General features: G+C 66.7%; 22 protein-coding genes. 14 read left to right on the top strand and 8 right to left on the bottom strand.

What is annotated here, in order from left to right:
* Positions 1–97 precede the first annotated feature (97 nt).
* From C7402_RS43565 to C7402_RS43550, 4 genes are all read left to right on the top strand, one after another.
* Positions 98–1,006, top strand: coding sequence for a LysR family transcriptional regulator (locus C7402_RS43565; protein ID WP_116614929.1), 909 nt, complete (start codon positions 98–100; stop codon positions 1,004–1,006).
* Positions 1,007–1,151: 145 nt separating this feature from the next.
* Positions 1,152–1,589, top strand: a complete 438-nt coding sequence (locus tag C7402_RS43560) for a hypothetical protein (protein ID WP_133254658.1) — start codon at positions 1,152–1,154, stop codon at positions 1,587–1,589.
* Between the two features lie 160 nt (positions 1,590–1,749).
* The gene (locus C7402_RS43555) at positions 1,750–1,983 is read left to right on the top strand and encodes a FitA-like ribbon-helix-helix domain-containing protein (RefSeq protein WP_112174539.1); all 234 of its coding nucleotides are present in this window, start codon (positions 1,750–1,752) and stop codon (positions 1,981–1,983) included.
* Positions 1,970–2,386: a type II toxin-antitoxin system VapC family toxin gene (locus C7402_RS43550; RefSeq protein ID WP_116614927.1), complete on the top strand. Its 417-nt coding sequence runs from the start codon at positions 1,970–1,972 to the stop codon at positions 2,384–2,386. Before C7402_RS43555 ends, C7402_RS43550 begins: the two co-directional genes overlap by 14 nt.
* Positions 2,387–2,417: 31 nt before the next feature.
* Here the strand turns inward: C7402_RS43550 and C7402_RS43545 are convergent, their stop codons facing one another.
* Positions 2,418–3,320, bottom strand: coding sequence for a LysR family transcriptional regulator (locus C7402_RS43545; protein ID WP_116614926.1), 903 nt, complete (start codon positions 3,318–3,320; stop codon positions 2,418–2,420).
* Positions 3,321–3,435: 115 nt separating this feature from the next.
* Here C7402_RS43545 and C7402_RS43540 point away from each other — a divergent pair, with 115 nt between their 5' ends.
* The 3 genes from C7402_RS43540 (at position 3,436) to C7402_RS43530 (ending at position 5,463) form a co-directional block, all read left to right on the top strand.
* A complete protein-coding gene (locus C7402_RS43540) occupies positions 3,436–3,957 on the top strand; it encodes an SRPBCC family protein (RefSeq protein ID WP_116614925.1) in 522 nt (173 codons plus the stop codon).
* Positions 3,954–4,967, top strand: coding sequence for a zinc-dependent alcohol dehydrogenase family protein (locus C7402_RS43535; protein ID WP_116614924.1), 1,014 nt, complete (start codon positions 3,954–3,956; stop codon positions 4,965–4,967). The genes C7402_RS43540 and C7402_RS43535 overlap by 4 nt, the downstream gene beginning before the upstream one ends.
* 184 nt (positions 4,968–5,151) lie before the next feature.
* Positions 5,152–5,463 (top strand): high-potential iron-sulfur protein, encoded by a 312-nt coding sequence (locus C7402_RS43530; protein WP_116614923.1) that lies wholly within the window; start codon positions 5,152–5,154, stop codon positions 5,461–5,463.
* Between the two features lie 9 nt (positions 5,464–5,472).
* Here C7402_RS43530 and C7402_RS43525 read toward each other — a convergent pair whose 3' ends face one another.
* A complete protein-coding gene (locus C7402_RS43525; RefSeq protein ID WP_112174495.1) occupies positions 5,473–5,865 on the bottom strand; it encodes a DUF3175 domain-containing protein in 393 nt (130 codons plus the stop codon).
* Positions 5,866–6,035: 170 nt separating this feature from the next.
* On the opposite strand from C7402_RS43525, the gene C7402_RS43520 reads away from it, so the two are divergent.
* Positions 6,036–6,326 carry a hypothetical protein gene (locus C7402_RS43520; protein WP_112174494.1) on the top strand — a complete coding sequence of 97 codons (291 nt, stop codon included), beginning with the start codon at positions 6,036–6,038 and terminating at the stop codon, positions 6,324–6,326.
* Positions 6,327–6,437: 111 nt separating this feature from the next.
* On the top strand, positions 6,438–6,674 hold the full coding sequence (locus C7402_RS46640; protein ID WP_133254657.1) for a hypothetical protein: 237 nt from the start codon (positions 6,438–6,440) through the stop codon (positions 6,672–6,674).
* A gap of 32 nt (positions 6,675–6,706) precedes the next feature.
* On the opposite strand, the gene C7402_RS43515 is transcribed toward C7402_RS46640, so the two are convergent.
* The 4 genes from C7402_RS43515 to C7402_RS43500 are packed head-to-tail and all read right to left on the bottom strand — an operon-like array spanning position 6,707 to position 9,310.
* Positions 6,707–7,756 carry an alcohol dehydrogenase gene (locus C7402_RS43515; protein WP_116614922.1) on the bottom strand — a complete coding sequence of 350 codons (1,050 nt, stop codon included), beginning with the start codon at positions 7,754–7,756 and terminating at the stop codon, positions 6,707–6,709.
* 55 nt (positions 7,757–7,811) lie between these two features.
* Positions 7,812–8,156 carry a carboxymuconolactone decarboxylase family protein gene (locus C7402_RS43510; protein ID WP_112174492.1) on the bottom strand — a complete coding sequence of 115 codons (345 nt, stop codon included), beginning with the start codon at positions 8,154–8,156 and terminating at the stop codon, positions 7,812–7,814.
* A 36-nt stretch (positions 8,157–8,192) separates the two neighbouring features.
* Positions 8,193–8,474: a hypothetical protein gene (locus C7402_RS43505; RefSeq protein WP_112174491.1), complete on the bottom strand. Its 282-nt coding sequence runs from the start codon at positions 8,472–8,474 to the stop codon at positions 8,193–8,195.
* 44 nt (positions 8,475–8,518) lie between these two features.
* On the bottom strand, positions 8,519–9,310 hold the full coding sequence (locus C7402_RS43500; protein ID WP_116614921.1) for an SDR family NAD(P)-dependent oxidoreductase: 792 nt from the start codon (positions 9,308–9,310) through the stop codon (positions 8,519–8,521).
* A gap of 146 nt (positions 9,311–9,456) precedes the next feature.
* On the opposite strand from C7402_RS43500, the gene gcvA reads away from it, so the two are divergent.
* From gcvA to ctlX, 4 genes are all read left to right on the top strand, one after another.
* Positions 9,457–10,392, top strand: coding sequence for a transcriptional regulator GcvA (gene gcvA, locus C7402_RS43495; protein ID WP_116614920.1), 936 nt, complete (start codon positions 9,457–9,459; stop codon positions 10,390–10,392).
* A 197-nt stretch (positions 10,393–10,589) separates the two neighbouring features.
* The gene (locus C7402_RS43490) at positions 10,590–11,021 is read left to right on the top strand and encodes an Lrp/AsnC family transcriptional regulator (RefSeq protein WP_112174488.1); all 432 of its coding nucleotides are present in this window, start codon (positions 10,590–10,592) and stop codon (positions 11,019–11,021) included.
* A gap of 160 nt (positions 11,022–11,181) precedes the next feature.
* Positions 11,182–12,252: an ornithine cyclodeaminase gene (locus C7402_RS43485; RefSeq protein ID WP_116614919.1), complete on the top strand. Its 1,071-nt coding sequence runs from the start codon at positions 11,182–11,184 to the stop codon at positions 12,250–12,252.
* 38 nt (positions 12,253–12,290) lie between these two features.
* Positions 12,291–13,229: a citrulline utilization hydrolase CtlX gene (gene ctlX, locus C7402_RS43480; RefSeq protein ID WP_116614918.1), complete on the top strand. Its 939-nt coding sequence runs from the start codon at positions 12,291–12,293 to the stop codon at positions 13,227–13,229.
* 29 nt (positions 13,230–13,258) lie between these two features.
* Here ctlX and C7402_RS43475 read toward each other — a convergent pair whose 3' ends face one another.
* Together C7402_RS43475 and prpR are read right to left on the bottom strand one after the other, a co-directional pair.
* Entirely contained in the window at positions 13,259–13,870 is a 612-nt protein-coding gene (locus C7402_RS43475) for a LysE family translocator (protein WP_372460509.1), read from the bottom strand.
* 64 nt (positions 13,871–13,934) lie between these two features.
* Complete coding sequence (prpR, locus tag C7402_RS43470; RefSeq protein ID WP_244315089.1) at positions 13,935–15,899, bottom strand: propionate catabolism operon regulatory protein PrpR; 1,965 nt, start codon at positions 15,897–15,899, stop codon at positions 13,935–13,937.
* A 216-nt stretch (positions 15,900–16,115) separates the two neighbouring features.
* Here prpR and C7402_RS43465 point away from each other — a divergent pair, with 216 nt between their 5' ends.
* Entirely contained in the window at positions 16,116–17,000 is an 885-nt protein-coding gene (locus C7402_RS43465; protein WP_112174483.1) for an isocitrate lyase/PEP mutase family protein, read from the top strand.
* Positions 17,001–17,057 lie beyond the last annotated feature (57 nt).

Genomic DNA, 17,057 nt, shown 5'->3' with positions numbered 1-17,057 from the left:
GTTGGTGTTGTTCTCGAAGACTAAGGAGTCGCGCGGCAAATGTAAAATACATATCGGATGGGGTTGCCATATCCATAACCTATACCGGAGCTTTCGTATGGAGCTGCGTCACCTGCGCTACTTTCTCGCGGTGTGCGAGGAGCGTCAGTTCACCCGCGCGGCCGCGCGCTTGCATATGCAGCAGCCGCCGCTTTCGCAGCAGATCCAGGAACTCGAACAGGAACTCGGCTTCGCGCTCTTTACGCGCCAGCCGCGCGGCGTGGAACTCACCGCGCCCGGCGAGGCCTTCGCTGCTTGCGCGCGCAACCTTCTGCGCACGCTGGAGCAGGGTGTGACGCACGCGCGGCGCGTGGCGCTCGGGCAGGTGGGCACGCTCCATGTGGCGCTCACGAGTTCGGCCGCGTTTCATCCGCTCGCGCCCGCCGTGATCCGCGCGTTTCGTGACGGGTATCCCGACATCGCGATCGAGCTCAGCGAGATCAACGCGGCCGAGATCATCGAGATGATGCTGAACGGGAGTGTCGATGTCGCGATCCTGCGCAAGCCGATCGACATGCCCGCGGAGCTGCGCTTCGAACTGATCGCGCAGGAGCACATGCTGCTCGTGCTGCCGGTCGGCCACCGGCTGGCGGGCGCGCGTGCAGTGTCGCTCAAGCGTCTCGCGGGCGAACCGTTCATTTTCGTGCGGCGGCCCGGGGCGCCCGGCATGTACGCCGATTTCGTGCGCGCGTGCGAGGCGCAGGGCGTCCAGCTGCGCGTGGTCGACGAGGTGCCGCGCATGGTCACGGCGATCAATCTCGTGGCGGCGGGCGGCGGCGTGACGCTCGTGCCCGCTTCCATGCGGCGCTACCAGCAGGAGAGCGTGCGCTACTGCCGCGTGGCCGGCGACGACGCGTTTCGCGCGCCGCTGCACCTCGTGACGAAGCCCGCCGCGCAGAGCCCGGCGGTGGAACGCTTCCGGCAGACGGTGTTCGCCTTCGCCCAGCGAAGCGGCGCGCGCGGCTGAGCCGGGGTGCCGAGACCACGCCTACGGCCGACCGCCGTGGCGAAAAAATTTGGTTCCCACCCCTTTCGTATTGCCCGGCCTTGCCGTTAACCCGTATGCCTCGAAGCGGGCGCAAGCGCAATCACACGAGCAAGACGAAGGGAACGTGGCAACGAGAATCATCGAAGGGGCGGCAGTCCGGGCCGCCACAGGGGTAGAAGCGGCTCTCGCAGGGCGTGTGCCTGTGCAGGCGGACGCGGCGGGCGTGCATGCCGCGAGCGGGCTTGCGAAGCTGCGCCGGTTGAGAAGCCATAAGGCGGAACTCATTTTGCTGGCGGTCGCGACAGGCTGCGTGATGGCTTTCGCCTTGTGGCTCGACGGGCAACTGCGCCCGGCGCTCGACACGCGCGAGCGCAACGAGCGCGCCGCCGAGGAACTCCACGAGCGCATGGCGCCCTGCCTGCCGAACGCGGGGCGCAGCCCCACGTCCTGGTGCGGCGCGGTGACGATTCCCCCGCCGCCGCCCATACCGGTTTCGCCCATTCCGCTCATCGCGGGCGCGCCCGCGGCATTCTGCACGGCCAACGGCAGTCCGTCCTGCTGATCGCTTTTTCGCGCGTTGCCGTGGCGCAGTCGCCGGTGGCGTTGGGGGAAGTTGATGAGGCGCAATCCCAGCGGCACTGCACACGCAACTCGTGATAGCAATGCTTGCACTTCCGGTCCTCGATGCTATCATTGATAGCAGGTATTTGAGGAGCCTGGCGATGGCAAATTTACTGGTCCGCAACGTCGACGAAAGTCTCGTGCAAAGTCTTCGTGAACGTGCTGCCGCGCATGGCCGCAGCGCGGAGGCGGAGCATCGGGACATTCTGGCAAAGGCGTTGCGTACGCCGAAGCGCAAGAGCTTCGTGGAGGTGCTACAGAGCATGCCCGAGGTTGGCGAGGACTCGGATTTCGACCGGATCGACGACGGAGACGCTCCGCGTGTATTTGGTTGATACGAACGTCATCAGCGAGGTCCGCAAACGCGAGCGCGCCAACAAAGGCGTGCGGTCGTTTTTCCGCGAAATCGCGCGCAACGACAGCGAACTCTATCTTTCCGTTGTCACGATTGCGGAGCTCCGGCGCGGCGTCGAGTTGATCCGGCACAGGGGGGACACGGAGCAGGCCGCGATCCTCGAAACCTGGCTGGGCGCGATTCTGCGCGAGTACGGACATTGCGTGCTGCCCGTCGACGAGGAGGTCAGCCAGGTGTGGGGGCGTCTTCGCGTGCCCCATCCCGAGCATGCGTTGGACAAGCTCATTGCGGCCACGGCCCTGATCCACGATCTGACCGTCGTCACGCGCAATGTGGACGACTTCTCCGGTACGGGCGTGCGGCTTCTGAATCCTTTCGAGTAGGCGTGGGGCCGCGCGCCACGGCCGCCCATCGTCACACTTCCGCCTCTGCCCCCAACCCCTCGCACGTCCCGAACAACAACGCGCGCACCCAGCGCTGCCCCGGCGCGCGATGCGAGCGCTCGTGCCACGCGAGCGTCTTGGTGAACCCCGGCACCTCCAGCGGCGGCTCGACGACTGCCAGCCCCTGCACGCCCTGCGCGAGCCGCGACGGCACCACGGCGATCAGGTCGCTCGTGAGCAGGATGTCGGGCAGCACGAGAAAGCTGTTCACCGAAACCGTCACGCGCCGCGCTCGCCCGATGCGCGCCAGCGCTTCGTCCGTCACGCCGCTCAGGCTGCCGCCCGCATACGACACCAGCGCATGATCGAGCGCGCAAAAGCGCTCCAGCGTGAGCCGCCGGGCGGCGGCGGGGTGGTCCGCGCGCATCACGCAAACATAGCGCTCGTCGAACAGGCGCCGCGCGTGCAGGTCGGCGGGCGTCGTCTCCGGTGTGATCAGGGCCATATCCACGTCGCCGCTTTCGAGTTGCGCTTGCAGGCGCTCGTGCTGCACCGGCACGATCACCGCGCGGATGCCGGGCGCCTCCTGGCGCAGCCGCGCGAGAAAGGGCACGACCACGGCGCGCAGCGCGTAGTCGGTCGAGGCGATGGTGAGCGTCAGCTCGGCCTCGCGCGGCTCGAAGGCCGGCGCTTGCAGCATCTGCTCGATGTCGCTCAACACCTGCTTGAGCGGCGCGGCCAGTTGCAGCGCGCGCTCGGTCGGCACGATGCCACGTTGCGAGCGCACGAACAGCGGATCGTCGAAACTCTCCCGCAGGCGCGTGAGCATCGCGCTCACGGCGGGCTGCGTGAGCGAGAGGCGCTGCGCCGCGCGCGTGACGTTGCGCTCGTCGAGCAGGGCGTCCAGCGCCCTCAAGAGGTTCAGATCGAGCATTCTGATATCACCAAGGTTTATGGCTGAAATAATAAACCTCGATTGGCGTTATTTCAGCCTGGCGCGCATGATTTCTCGTGTCCACCCAATCCGACCGCATCGAAAGGTAACGAACATGAACGAGATTTTCTGGCCCGAAGACTATCTGCCCGGCACGACCGACAACTTCTGCTCCAACGAAGTCATCGTCGCGGGCCTGAGCACCGCCGACATCTGGCCGCTCCTGAACAAGGCGACGGCGTGGCCGAGCTACTACGACAACGCATCCGATGTGCGCTTTCACGACGGCAAAGGGCCCGAACTCAGCGCCGGTGCGCGCTTTCAATTCAAGACCTTCGGCTTTCCCGTCGAATCGGAGGTGACCGAGTATGTGCCGCCCGCCGCCGGACAGCCCGCGCGCGTGGCGTGGCACGGCTGGGCCGAAGGCGACGCCGAAACGCGCCTCGACGTGATTCATGCGTGGCTCATCGAAGACCTTTCCGGCGGCCGCGTGCGCGTGCTCACGCAGGAATCGCAGAAGGGCCAGCCCGCCCGGCAACTCGCGAAAACGCGCCCCAACCCGATGATCAACGGGCACCAGGACTGGCTAGACGGGCTCGTCGACGCCGCGCGCCAGGCCCAGGGAGCACGGCAATGAAGGCCGCCGTGGTGCGTGCGCCGGGCGGGCTCGACCGCATCGAGATTCTCGACATCGCCGAGCCCGGTGCGCCCGGCGCGGGCGAGATCCGCGTCGAGCTGCATGCCACGTCGCTCAATTTTCACGATCTGCTGGTCGCCAACGGCGCGATCCCCACGGCTGACGCTCGCGTGCTGATGTCCGACGGTGCGGGCGTGGTGTCGGCGGTCGGCGCGGGCGTGACCGAGTTCAAGCGCGGCGATCACGTGGTGTCCTGCTTCTTTCCGCAATGGCCGGACGGCCTGCCGTGGCAGGCCGTGGGCAACTTCGCGCAAACGCCCGGTGATGGCGCGGACGGTTACGCGACCTTGCACGCGGTGCGGCCCGCGAGCGCCTTCACGCTTGCGCCGCGCGGCTGGACGCATGCGGAAGCGGCCACCATCACCACCGCGGGCCTGACCGCGTGGCGCGCGCTGGTGGCGGACGGCGGGCTTAAGGCCGGCGACACGGTGCTCACGCTCGGCACGGGCGGCGTATCGATCGCGGCCGTGCAGATCGCACGGATGATGGGCGCGTCGGTCATCGTCACGTCGTCATCCGATGAGAAGCTCGCGCGGGCGAAGGCGCTGGGCGCCGATCATGTCGTCAACTACCGGCAGCACGAGCAGTGGGGCGCGCTCGTGCGCGACATCACGGGCGGCAAGGGCGTGGATCACGTGATCGAAGTGGGCGGGCCGGGCACGCTCGCGCAGTCGATCGACGCGGTGCGCGTGGGCGGCCACATCGCGCTGATCGGCGTGCTCACCGGGCGCGAGGGCACCGTGCCGACTTCGGTGCTCATGGCGAAACAGGCGCGCCTGCAAGGCCTGATCGTCGGCAGCCGGCGTCAGCAGCAGGACTATGTCGCCGCGCTCGATCATGCGGGCATTCGTCCCGTGCTCGACCGCACGTTCGCCTTCGACGAGCTTGCAGATGCCTTCCGCCATCAGCAAGCCGGTGCGCACTTCGGCAAGGTTTGCGTGGCGTGGTGAGCCTGGCGGCGCTCGTGGAGCGCCGCTTTTCTCGTTTTGTAATTAATAAGCATTTCGAAATGATGGGCGAGGCTTCGCGCATCCACGCATTTACAACGCCTCACGAGATGATATAAATGAAGCGCGTACGGCAAAACCGATAACGACAAGAGCCGGGTACATCCCCTGCTCAGGAGCCCCCATCATGCCGCTTTCCCGTCGTCGTTTCATGATCCTCGCCGCTTCCGTTGCCTCCTCAGCCGCGCTTTCCTCCGAAGCGCACGCCGATGCGCCGGTTCTCTCGGAAAGCGATCCCACCGCCATGGCGCTCGGCTACAAGACCGACGCCAACAAAGTCGACAAGGCGAAATTTCCGCGCTTCCAGGCCGGTCAAACCTGTGCCAACTGCCAGCTTTTTCAGGGCAAGCCCGGTGCGCCCAACGGTCCGTGCGCGACCTACGGCGGCAAGCTGGTCGACGCCAAGGGCTGGTGCAACGCGTACGTCAAGAAAGCTTGACGCGCGTGTTCAGGGCTTGCGCCCGAACGCTTCGCGCAGTTTCCCTTTTGCCTTCACGAGCGTGTCGCGGCGCGACCTCGGCAGGTTTTTGCCTGCGCGATTGATATAGAAGTTCAGCATCGACATGGCCGACTGAAACGGCGTGCCCTTGCGGCGGCGGCTGCGCAGTGCCGACGCTTTGAGCGACTGCGCAATCGCCTCGGCGCTGTAGCTCCTGAACACGCCCGCTTCGATGTCCATGGCGTCGCTCGTTTGCGTCACGCGCTGCGACCAGCGGGTCGTCGCGCCACGTTTTGCGTGCCGAGCTTTCGTGTGAGCTTTGGCGGCGCTCGCATACGCGTGACGTTGCCGCGCCGGGCGGCCGCCTTTGCGCCGTGTGGAAGGGTGCCCTCTCGTGCTCATGCGCTTCACTCCTGACGATTTCCCTTCGCTGCGCAAACGCGGTGCCGCTGCTGCGCTGTCCGGTGGCCTGATGGACCCGGCACGCCTGATGCGTCTACTCAGGCGTGCACGTACAAGGTTCGAAGAAGGTGCCCCGTGCGAGTGCGCAACCGGCAAGGAGGGAATCGATCATGACATCAACTCCACGCTTCGAGGTGAACGTGTGCGGGGGCGATTTCCAGCACGTCTGTGAATGCTTCCGCGAATGGAAAAAGGAGGTCCTGATCTACCGAAAGGACCAGAAGATGTTCGAGGGCCGCGAGGAGGTGCGCCCGCTTAAGCGGCGCAACTACGACAACACCGAACAGGCACGCAAGGCGCTGCAAAACGCATGCAGCCCGCAGGACGCCTATGCGCTGGCCGCCGAAGTGAGCAATGGCGAACGCGACATGTGGATCGTGATGGCCGCTTACCACGAGTAGGACGAATAGAGGCTGCGACCATCGTGCCATTAAGCCTCATTGGAGGTGGGGTTAAATAATTACAAGCAGCGCGTGCGCAATTGCAATCGGCGCACACGAGGGAGGGATCAGATGAAGAGCACTGCGAAACGAGATGCACCGCGAGGTGCACAGCGAGCCGCACGGCGCTACGCGCTGTGGGTGCTCGGCGCGCTCGTGCTCACGCAGGGCGCTGCGGCGTGCAAGCGCGTGAACGAAGGCGAGCACCCGCAGACCCAGAGCAGCACGAGCGGGCAGATATTGAACGGCGTGGCGTCGCCGTCGCCGCAAACCGCGCAGCCGGGACCGGCCAGCGGGACGCGGCAGTGAGCCGGTAAAAAGAAAGCCTTCGCCCGCTTCGATCACGCGTCGGCGGCCGGGTGCGTCATCGTGAGCACCATGCGGAACCTCGCCTCGCCGGATTTCATCTTCCGCCAGGCTTCGTTGGCGCGCTCGAACGGCAGCGTTTCGATCATCGGGCGCGCGCCGCTCAGCACGCTAAAGCGCAGCGTCTTTTCGTTCTCCCAGGGCGAGCCGGTGAGCGAGCCCACTACGCTTTGCTCGCTCACGACGAGCGGCCCGGCGGCCACCGCCAACGGATCTTTTCCCGCGCCCAGCAGCACCATGCGTCCTTGCGGCGCGAGTCCGCGCATGAGCGCGCCGACGCTCGCCGCGTCGCCCGCGGTGGCGACGATCGCCTGTGCGCCACCCATCTGCGTGAGGCGCGCCGCTGCGTCGTCGCGGGCCGTGTCGAGATAGTGATGTGCCCCGAGCGCGAGCGCGTCGGCGGCGATATCGTCGCCCCGGCCAATGGCGACGACTTCGAAGCCCATGCGGCGCGCGTACTGGAGCGCCATATGCCCCAGTCCGCCGATCCCGAACACGGCGACGACATCGCCCGCGTCGGCGCCGCATTTCCTGAGCGCGTTGAATGTGGCGATGCCGGCGCACAGGATCGGCGCGGCCTCTTCGGCGTTTAGTTCGGCGGGGATCGCCACGAGCCCGGTGCTGCGCGCCAGCATCATTTCCGCGTAGCCGCCGTCGCAGGTCGCACCCACGAATGGCTGCTGGCGGCAGAGTTGAAACTGACCGCGACGGCACGCGTCGCAAGCGTTGCAGTGGCCGCCCAGGCGTCCTACGCCCACGCGCTGCCCCACGCGCCACAGGGGCGGCGTATCTGAGCCCGTTGCCGCGCCCATTGCCGCGATGCGGCCCACCACCTCATGGCCCGGCACGCGCGGCGAGGCGAGCGTGGGGTCCGCCTGTTCGATATCGGCGGCGTCCGCACCGCATACGCCGCATGCTTCGACCTCGATCAGCACTTCGCCGGGGCCGGGCGCGGGCACGGGACGTTCCACCAGTTCGAGCACGCCGGGGCGCGTGACCTGCATGGCGCGATACGTGGTTTTCATGATGCAGGATTCCTGACGATATCGATGGCGTGCTCGTGGGGGAAAGGTCGCGCGATCAGGCTTTCGGCAATGCGGCGTGCGCGTCGAGCACGCGCGCCGAATACGTGAGCGCCGCGCCCGCATTGAGCGCGATCGCCACGCCCAATGCTTCGGAGATTTCCTCCACCGTCGCGCCATGCTCGACCGCCTTCTTCACATGCACGGCGATGCAGCCGTCGCAGCGCGTGGTCACGGCCACCGCCAGGGCGATCAGTTCATGCATCTTCGGTTCGAGCTTGCCCGTTTTCGCGGCTGCGCCGTCGATCGTCATCAGGCCGCGCATGACGTCCGGGGTGATCTGCGCGTATTCGCCCACGCGCGCGAGCAGCGCGTCGCGGTAGAGGTTCCAGTCTTGCATCATCGTCGTGTGTCCGGTTGGGTTAGGCGTGCAGCGGCTTCAGGCGGCTTCGTAGATGCGCACATTCGGCGCATCTTCCAGCAGCGGCTTGAGCGCGCCGACGACATCGGCCGTGAACAACGCGCTGGCGAGATAGGACTGCGCATGCGCGGCGCTTTCGAAGCCGTGCAGCACCTGCACGTCCTCGTCACGCACGAGCAGTTCCTTCGACTTCGCGCCTGCGATCGTTGCGAGGAACGGCGCTTTGTATTGGCGATAAACGCCTGCGGCGGCGGCACGGTTGGCGGCGGCGATTTTCAGGGTGATTTGCAGGTAGACCATGGTCGGGTTCCGGTATGTGGCGGGGTCGAAAGGTGAGGCAGGTTTCAGGCTTGGCGCCCGGCCATCACGCCGCCGTCCACGGGCAGCACAGTGCCGGTGATCCACGAGGCGTGGGGCGAGGCGAGGAACAGCATGGCTTCGGCGATATCGGCGGGCTGGCCGTTGCGCCCCAGCGGGTGGAACGCGTCGAACGACGGCAGCGTCGCCTTGACTTCGTCCTCCGTCATGAAGGTGCGATAGACCGGCGTTTCCACCACGCCCGGCGCAACCGTATTGATACGGATGTTCGACGAAGCGAGTTCGATGGCGAGATTGCGCGTGAGCGCGTGCACGCCGGCATTGGCTGCGGAATAGGCCGCGGAAGGCGTCGCGCCGATGGCCTGGAGCGCCCAGAGCGAGCCCGTCTGCACGATCGCGCCGCCGCCGCGCTTCTGCATGGCCTTCGCGGCCGCCTGCGCCATGAAGAACTTGCCCTTGAGGATCGTGTCGAGAAAGCCGTCGTACTCGGCCTCGGTCACGTCGAGGAAGGCCTTGGGCCGGAAAATGCCGGCGTTGTTGATGAGAATGTCCACGCCGCCGAACGCCTCGGTCGCCAGATCGACCAGCGCGGTCGCGGTGGCGGGCAGGGCGATGTCGCCCGCGTGAAAGCGCACGTTCGCGCCCGTGGCGTCGATCTCGGCGGCCGCCTCGCGCAGCTTCGCCGCATCGCGCCCGCCGATCACCACGCGCGCGCCCGCCTTCACGAGCCGCGCGGCGACTTCCTTGCCGATGCCGGAACCGCCGCCCGTGATGATGGCGACCCTGGACGAAAAATCAAAAGAAAAACTTTGGCTCATGACGACTCCTCGGAGAGGCTGAAAGGGGACAAAGAGCGCGGAAAATGCGTTGGATTCGCGTCCTTGATTGATGCCTATTCTGTGCGTGTGCCGCAACGTCCACAAATCAGATATTCTGTCTTCGGTTGATAGAAAATCTTTGGATCATGACGACCCCGGTCTATCTGAACGCCATGCGCGCATTCGAGGCGAGTGCCCGCCATCAAAGCTTTTCCGCGGCGGCGGCCGAACTGAACGTCACGCCCGCGGCCGTCGGGCAGCTCGTGCGCAGCCTGGAGGACTGGCTCGGCACGCCGCTGTTCGTGCGCGGCACCGGCGGCCGGGCGCGGCTCGTGGCCACCGAAGTGGCCGAGCGCGCGCTGCCCGATATTCGCGCGGGCTTCGACCGCCTGAGTCTCGGTCTCGAACGGCTCAAGGAAGGCGCGGCAAACGGCGTGCTCACGGTCACGGTCAGCCCCGCGTTCGCCGCCAAATGGCTGCTGCCGCGCATCGACGGCTTTCAGGCCGCGTGGCCCGACACCGATGTGCGGCTCGACACTAGCCTGAAGCTGATGGACTTCGTCGCGCAGGGCGTCGATATCGGCGTGCGTTATGGCGCGGGCGCGTGGCCGGGCCTCACGGCGCTCAAGCTCATGGACGAGGAGGTCTACCCGGTATGCTCGCCCGCCATGCGCCGCGCGGGGAAATGGCGCACGCCGCGCGAGCTGGCGCGCGCGACGCTCATTCACGATCTTTCGGTCGATAGCCACGCGGGCTTCGCGTCGTGGGACGCCTGGTTCGGGAGCGTGGGCGCGCGCGGCGCGGCGGCCAGCCGCGGCATGAAAATCAACAACTCGGCCGCCGTGCTTCAGGCCGCGATAGACGGGCACGGCGTGGCGCTCGCGCGCAGCGTGCTGGCGCGCGACGATCTCGCGGCCGGCCGTCTCGTGCGCCTCTTTCCGGACGTGACGTTCACTTCGGCGCTCGCGTACTACGTGGTGTACCGGCCCGAGTGCGCGAGCCTGCCGCGACTCGCCGCGTTTCGCGACTGGCTCGTGAGCGAGGCGCGCAAGGACACGCGCAAACGGGGCAACGGGAGCTAGCCCTACAGGCTAGACGCGGGGCATCGACCAGAAAGCCGGCGTAATGCCGATAATCCAGGCAAAATGCCCATCGGGTTGCACATTCTGACTAACACGAATGGCGCGTGCCGGGCATTGCCTGCATAGTCGCGGGTTTCGACAAGCATTACGGCAAGCGTTTCAGCCAGCGTTTTGGCAAAACACGCAGGACATTCGACATGATTACCCTCGACGACGTCGATCGCCAACTCATCGCGCTCCTGCGCGACAACGCGCGCACCTCGGTCGTCGCGCTCGCGAAGCAACTGCGCGTCGCGCGCGCAACGGTGCAGAACCGCATTGCGCGGCTGGAGGAAAACGGCGTGATCGTCGGCTACACGATCAAGGTGAAGCCCGCGGCGGAGAAGCATCGCATCCGCGCGCTGATGTCGATCGCGGTGGAGGGCAACCGGGCCGCCGAAGTGGTGAAGGCGCTGCGCGGCTACCCGAACGTTTCGACCATCTACAGCACGAACGGGCGCTGGGACCTGATCGCCGAGCTCCAGGCCGATTCGCTCGAACATTTCGATCGCGTGCTCGGTGCGATTCGCCTGATCGACGGCATCGGCAACAGCGAGACCAGCATCCTCCTCTCCACGCACAAGGCCTGAGCGAGCGTCGCGCCGGGTTGTCAACGTGCCAGCACAAGCGGGCAAAGTGCCACATTTGCTGTGCGTTTTGCCAGCTTTGCTCTCTTCTGGCTGGCGCGCTTCACCGAAATAATCTCCTTATCACGTGGCGTAACGCCGCGCATCCATCAGGAGACATTTCATGACCCGCTTTCTCGACGTTCCCGCCACCCGCCGTCTGATTGCGCGAATGGGTGTGCGCCGCTTCCTGAGCGAACTTGTCGACGTGCTCGAATCCGACTACCGGCGCTGGGCCGATTTCGACAAATCGCCGCGCGTCGCGTGCCATTCGCGCGAGGGCGTGATCGAACTCATGCCCGTGGCGGACGCGCAGCGATTCGCCTTCAAGTACGTGAACGGCCACCCGGTCAACGCGCTGCGCGGGCTGCACACGGTCATGGCGTTCGGCGCGCTCGGCGACGTCGCCACGGGCTATCCGTTGCTGCTCGCGGAACTCACGCTCACCACGGCGCTGCGCACGGCGGCGACTTCGGTACTGGCCGCGAAGCATTTGGCGCGCGCGAATGCGCGCACGATGGCGCTGATCGGCAACGGCGCGCAAAGCGAATTTCAGGCCGTGGCGTTCCATGCGCTGCTGGGCATCGAGGAGATTCGCGTGTTCGACATCGACACGAAGGCGACCGACAAGCTCGTGCGCAATCTGGCAGCGTTCCCGCGCCTGAAGGTCGTGCGCGCGGACTCGACCGCGCAGGCGGTGCGCGGCGCCGACATCGTCACGACGGTCACGGCCGACAAGGCGTACGCCACGATCATCACGCCGGAGATGATCGAGCCGGGCATGCACCTGAACGCGGTGGGCGGCGATTGCCCCGGCAAGACCGAACTGCACGCGGACGTGCTGCGCATGGCGCGCGTGATCGTCGAATACGAGCCGCAGAGCCGCATTGAAGGCGAGATCCAGCAAATGCCCGCCGACTTTCCGGTGACCGAGTTCTGGCGCGTGCTGCAAGGCGAGGCGGCGGGCCGCGAGAACGCCGCGCAGGTCACGGTATTCGATTCGGTGGGCTTCGCGCTGGAGGATTATTCCGCGCTGCGCTATCTGTATGCGCTCGAACTGGAGCACGGCGAGGGCAGTGAGATTGCGCTGATTCCGCCCGCCGAAGACCCCAAGAATCTCTTTGCGTTGATCAGTGAACCGGCGGCCCGCGCGAGTTCCCTCGCTCAGGGGGAGCCGGTGGATTCGGTGGCCTGATCGTATCGTCCGGTTTGGTTTCTCATTCGCTACGCCCCATGAATTTCCATTCGATCCAGGCGCCTCGCGCCGTCGTGATGATCCGGCCGCACCGTTTTCATCCCAACCCCGAAACGGCCGCCGACAACGCGTTCCAGTGCACGGCCGGCGCGAGCGGCGAGCGCGCCGGGGCCATCGCCGAGGCGGCGCGCGAGGAGGTGAGCCGCGCCGCGCAAACGCTCGAAGACGCGGGCGTGCGCGTGCATCTCTTCGACGACTTCGGCGAGCACGGCACGCCCGACTCGGTGTTCCCCAACAACTGGTTTTCCACGCACGCGGGCGGGCATGTCGCGCTCTATCCGATGTATAGCGGCAACCGGCGGCGCGAACGGCGCACGGATGTGATCGAGATGCTCAAGTCGGAGTATTGCGTCGAGGATGTGATCGACTTCTCAGGTCTTGAGCATGACGAAGTATTCCTGGAGGGCACGGGCGCGATGGTGCTCGACCATGTGGCCCGCGTGGCGTACACGGCGCGCTCGCGCCGCGCCGACCCCGTGGCGCTCGCGCGCTTTTGCAGGCGCTTCGAGTTCGAGCCCGAGTGTTTCGACACGACTGGCGCGGATGGCCGGCCGATCTATCACACCAACGTCATGATGAGCGTTGCGACCGAGTTCGCGCTGGTCGGCCTCGACATGATTAACGACGCTGCGCGTCGCGCCGAGATTCATCAGCGTCTGGAACGCAGCGGGCGCACTGTCATCGGACTGGAGCCGGAGCAGATCGGCGATTTCGCGGGCAACGCCATCGAGCTTTCGGCGCGTGATGGGCGCGTGCTCGCGTTGTCGCAGCGTGCGTTCGATTGCCTGACTGCGCAGCAGCGAAGTGTGATCGAACGCTCGGCGCAATTGCTGCCGCTGAAGGTGCCGACCATCGAGATGGCCGGCGGGTCGGTGCGCTGCATGCTGGCCGGCGTGCATCTGGAGAAGCGGCACTAGCCGCCTGCGCGCGCTCGCGGCGGGCGAACTCAGCGCCCCGCGAGCATCCGGCCGCCAAGCGCGATCAGCACGACGCCCACCACGGAGTCGAGCGCGGCCTTGCGCCGGATGAGGAACTGGCGCACGGCGGGATGCGAGGCGAGCAGCGCCATCGTGCAATACCACGCGCACGAAATGAGGATCGCGATCACCACGACCGCGATTTCGAGCCAGCGCGGCGCACCGGCGGGCACCATCAGCGCGAAGATACTGCCGTAGAACGCGATCGCCTTGGGATTGGTCATGCTCACGACATAGCCCTTTTTCGCGGCACTCCAGCCCGAGGTTGCGCCATGCGCCGAAACCTTCAAAGGCTGGCGCGCCGTGAGCAGCATTTTCGCGCCGAGCCAGATCAGATAGCCCGCGCCCGCGATGCGCAGCACGGTGCCGATCCAGGCGACGTGCGCGACGATCAGGCTCAGGCCCGCGATGGCGATCCACGCCCAGGTGCCCGAAGCGGCGGCGAGCCCGAGGCCCGTTGCGAGCCCCGCGCGGCGCGAAGCGACTGCCGTGGACGTGACGATGACGAAGTTCGGTCCGGGGCTGGCGACGCTCAGGAACAGAACGCCGGAAAGCGCGAGCAGGACATTGAAATAGTTCACGATGGCAGGTTCCGCGGCAGGGTGGAGGCGTGGTCTCCATCTTACCCGAGCCTGCTCATGGGGATCAGCCGGCCTTGAGCAGACGCCAGAGCGTGGTGCGCCCGATGCCGAGCGCGCGGCTGGCGGCCGCGCGATTGCCGCCGTGCGCCGCGAGCGCGCGCTCGACTTGCGCGCGCGTGACGGGCGTGCTTTCGCGTTGCGTTTGCATTGCGCTCACGGCGGCGCTTGCTTGCGGCGCGACCTCGGTCACGTCCTCTGTCCGCGCGAACTCCGGAAAAATATCGTAGAACGAATCATCGTCCGGCGCGTTGGGGGATTCGTCGCCGAGGAAAATCGCCCCGCGCGCGAGCAGGTTCTCCAGTTCGCGCACATTGCCCGGCCACGCATAGCGCGCGAAATACGGTGCGAACAGCGTGAGCACGCGCTCGATCGCGGCGGCGCGCAGGCCGTAACGCTCGGCCATGCGTTCGAGCAGGTGGCGCGCCAGCGCGGCGATGTCCTCGCGGCGCTCGCGCAGCGGCGGCAAAGCGATCGGCAGCAGATTGAGGCGGAAATACAGGTCGGCGCGAAACGCGCCTTCCTGCACCATCGCGCGCAGGTCGCGATGCGTGGCCGCGATCACGCGCACGTCCACGGGCGTGGCGCGGCTTGCGCCGAGCTTGGTCACCTCGCGCTCCTGGAGCACGCGCAACAGGCGGCTTTGCAGCGCGGGCGGCATTTCGCCGATTTCGTCGAGAAAGATCGTGCCCGTGTGCGCGACTTCGACGAGACCCGGCTTGCCGCCGCGCCGCGCGCCCGTGAACGCGCCTTCCTCGTGACCGAACAGTTCACTTTCGATCAAGCCTTCGGGCAGCGCCGCGCAGTTGAAGGCGACGAACGGATTGCCACGCCGCCGGCTCGCGTTGTGAATGCCCTGTGCGACGAGCTCCTTGCCGGTGCCGCTTTCGCCCGTGAGCAGCACGGTCGCGTCGTGCGCCGCGCTCATGGCGGCGAGGCGCCGCAGGCGAGCCATTGCGGGCGCCGCGCCCACCAGGTCGTCGAGTTCGTAGCGCGCCACCAGATGGCGCGGGCGCTGGGTGGTGCGCAACGAGCGGTCGATGCGTTGCGCGACCAGCGCGTCCTGCGCCGTCACCACCGCGCCCGAGCGCGCGCCCTGCTCGACGATGGGCACGCAGCTCACGATGAGCGAACGCCCGCCGATCTGCTCGACGCGCTCGTCAACGGGCGCGTCGCCGCCCGCCACTTCGCGCAGCAGCGGACCCACCGAGTGCGCAAGCTGCGTGCTCACGTCGCGCGCGCGGTCGAGGCCGAGCAGATCGAGCATGGCCGGATTGACCGCTTCGAGCCGGCCCGCTTCGTCGAAGGCCGCCACGCCGTCGCGCAGGTGCGCGACGATCGTGTTCAGGCGCACGCGCTTCGACTCTTTCTGGCGGCTCACGCGCGCGAGCTCCACGGAACGCTCGAACGCCTCGTGCACCGCGCCGAGCGAGTAGAGGAACACGCTTTCGAGCCCGGCCGCCTGGGCCAGGTCGCAGGCCATGCCGGGGCCGATGATCACGTGGCAGCCCACGGCGGCGAGCGCCGTGACGGCGGCGCGCACTTCGTCGACGCTGCGATAGGCGCGCTGCGTGAGACTCAGGTTGAGCCACGCGCCGATATCGGCGAGTTCGTGCGAGACGCTTTCGTGCAGGATCAGGCCGATGGGCGCGCCGGGCCAGGTGGCGTTCGCATGAGTGATGCCGGACAGCACGTCGAAGCCGTTCACCTTCACCATGACGACGGGCACGCTCAGGTTGTCGCGCAGGTAGGCGCCGTTGGACCCGGCGGCGAGCACGACGTCCACCGCGCCCGCTTCGATATGGGGTTGCAGCGCCGTCACGGCGTCGCCGTAGCCCTCGCGTATGTTGAAGAAGCGCGCCTCTTCGGCGTAGCGTGGCGCAACGGCTTCGCAGAGACTGCGCAGGCGGCTGATGCTCACGAGCGCGATGCCCGGGCGGCTGGCGGTTTGGGGCTGGCTGGGCAGGGGCACGGCACTGACCTCGGGAAACAAGGGAGGGTCTGTTCCATGGGTTGTTTCGAAATGCGTTCCATGAAACGTTTCAGGCATTGTGCCACGAAACACTCGCAATCCCAGCGAAACCCCTAAGTCGTTGTTTTATCGGGCTTGGAGCACCTTCCACCTTAACTGGCATGCTTCGTGCGGAAAGGCTATCCATCCCAATCCCCAACTCATGGAGTGACTGCAATGACGAATTCCACTGCTGCGCGCCGCGCTGCGTTCCGCGCCAAGGTCAACGAACGCCGCGGCCTGCTCGTGCCGGGCGCTTTCAACGCGATGAGTGCGCGCGTGATCGAGGACGCCGGTTTCGAAGCGCTTTACCTCACGGGCGCAGGCGTGACGAACATGTCGTTCGGCTTGCCCGACCTCGGCTTCATCGGCCTTTCCGACGTGGCGGAGCACACGGCGCGCGTGCGCGACGCGGTGAACCTGCCGCTCATCGTCGACGCCGACACGGGCTTCGGCAACGCGCTGAACGTGCGTCAGACCGTGCGCACGCTGGAGCGCAGCGGCGCGGACGCGATCCAGTTCGAAGACCAGATCATGCCGAAGAAGTGCGGCCACTTCGCCAACAAGGAAGTGATCGGCACGAGCGAGATGGTGGGCAAGATCCGCGCGGCCGTGGATGCGCGCGAAGACGGCAACCTGCTCATCATGGCGCGCACCGACGCGGCGGCGGTGCACGGTATCGAGGACGCGATCGCGCGCGGCCACGCGTTCATCGAGGCGGGCGCGGATATCCTCTTTATCGAAGCGACTGAAAAGCTCGAAGACATCGAGCGCCTGCCGAAGCTCATCGACGCGCCGCAACTCATCAACATCGTGATCGGCGGCAAGACGCCGGTGCAGTCGCGCGAGGCATTGGCGGGCCTGGGCTACGCGCTGGTGCTGTACGCGAACGCCGCGCTGCAAGGCGCGCTGGTGGGCATGCAGCGCGCGCTCGGCATGCTGAGCGCGAACGGCCGCCTCGACGAAGACGCGAATATCGTCGCGCCGTTCGCGGAACGCCAGCGCCTCGTGAACAAGCCGCTGTTCGATCGCCTCGATCGCGAATACGCGGCCAAGGAGTAAATGCGGGGCGGGTCGCCGGTGCGTGAAGCCTGTTGCGCGCGCCGGCGACCGGAACAT

This window comes from Paraburkholderia unamae (assembly GCF_003096875.1).
GTDB classification, from domain to species: domain Bacteria; phylum Pseudomonadota; class Gammaproteobacteria; order Burkholderiales; family Burkholderiaceae; genus Paraburkholderia; species Paraburkholderia unamae.
The sequence above is the reverse complement of the archived record's forward strand: the minus strand, read 5'-3'. Positions and strand labels throughout refer to the sequence as shown.

Excerpts from the sequence above, each read along its gene's own strand:
- C7402_RS43565 (WP_116614929.1), top strand. The coding sequence starts at position 98 with ATGGAGCTGCGTCACCTGCGCTACTTTCTCGCGGTGTGCGAGGAGCGT.
- C7402_RS43555 (WP_112174539.1), top strand. The coding sequence starts at position 1,750 with ATGGCAAATTTACTGGTCCGCAACGTCGACGAAAGTCTCGTGCAAAGT.
- C7402_RS43545 (WP_116614926.1), bottom strand. The coding sequence starts at position 3,320 with ATGCTCGATCTGAACCTCTTGAGGGCGCTGGACGCCCTGCTCGACGAG.
- C7402_RS43540 (WP_116614925.1), top strand. The coding sequence starts at position 3,436 with ATGAACGAGATTTTCTGGCCCGAAGACTATCTGCCCGGCACGACCGAC.
- C7402_RS43535 (WP_116614924.1), top strand. The coding sequence starts at position 3,954 with ATGAAGGCCGCCGTGGTGCGTGCGCCGGGCGGGCTCGACCGCATCGAG.
- C7402_RS43530 (WP_116614923.1), top strand. The coding sequence starts at position 5,152 with ATGCCGCTTTCCCGTCGTCGTTTCATGATCCTCGCCGCTTCCGTTGCC.
- C7402_RS43525 (WP_112174495.1), bottom strand. The coding sequence starts at position 5,865 with ATGAGCACGAGAGGGCACCCTTCCACACGGCGCAAAGGCGGCCGCCCG.
- C7402_RS43520 (WP_112174494.1), top strand. The coding sequence starts at position 6,036 with ATGACATCAACTCCACGCTTCGAGGTGAACGTGTGCGGGGGCGATTTC.
- C7402_RS46640 (WP_133254657.1), top strand. The coding sequence starts at position 6,438 with ATGAAGAGCACTGCGAAACGAGATGCACCGCGAGGTGCACAGCGAGCC.
- C7402_RS43515 (WP_116614922.1), bottom strand. The coding sequence starts at position 7,756 with ATGAAAACCACGTATCGCGCCATGCAGGTCACGCGCCCCGGCGTGCTC.
- C7402_RS43510 (WP_112174492.1), bottom strand. The coding sequence starts at position 8,156 with ATGATGCAAGACTGGAACCTCTACCGCGACGCGCTGCTCGCGCGCGTG.
- C7402_RS43505 (WP_112174491.1), bottom strand. The coding sequence starts at position 8,474 with ATGGTCTACCTGCAAATCACCCTGAAAATCGCCGCCGCCAACCGTGCC.
- C7402_RS43500 (WP_116614921.1), bottom strand. The coding sequence starts at position 9,310 with ATGAGCCAAAGTTTTTCTTTTGATTTTTCGTCCAGGGTCGCCATCATC.
- gcvA (WP_116614920.1), top strand. The coding sequence starts at position 9,457 with ATGACGACCCCGGTCTATCTGAACGCCATGCGCGCATTCGAGGCGAGT.
- C7402_RS43490 (WP_112174488.1), top strand. The coding sequence starts at position 10,590 with ATGATTACCCTCGACGACGTCGATCGCCAACTCATCGCGCTCCTGCGC.
- C7402_RS43485 (WP_116614919.1), top strand. The coding sequence starts at position 11,182 with ATGACCCGCTTTCTCGACGTTCCCGCCACCCGCCGTCTGATTGCGCGA.
- ctlX (WP_116614918.1), top strand. The coding sequence starts at position 12,291 with ATGAATTTCCATTCGATCCAGGCGCCTCGCGCCGTCGTGATGATCCGG.
- C7402_RS43465 (WP_112174483.1), top strand. The coding sequence starts at position 16,116 with ATGACGAATTCCACTGCTGCGCGCCGCGCTGCGTTCCGCGCCAAGGTC.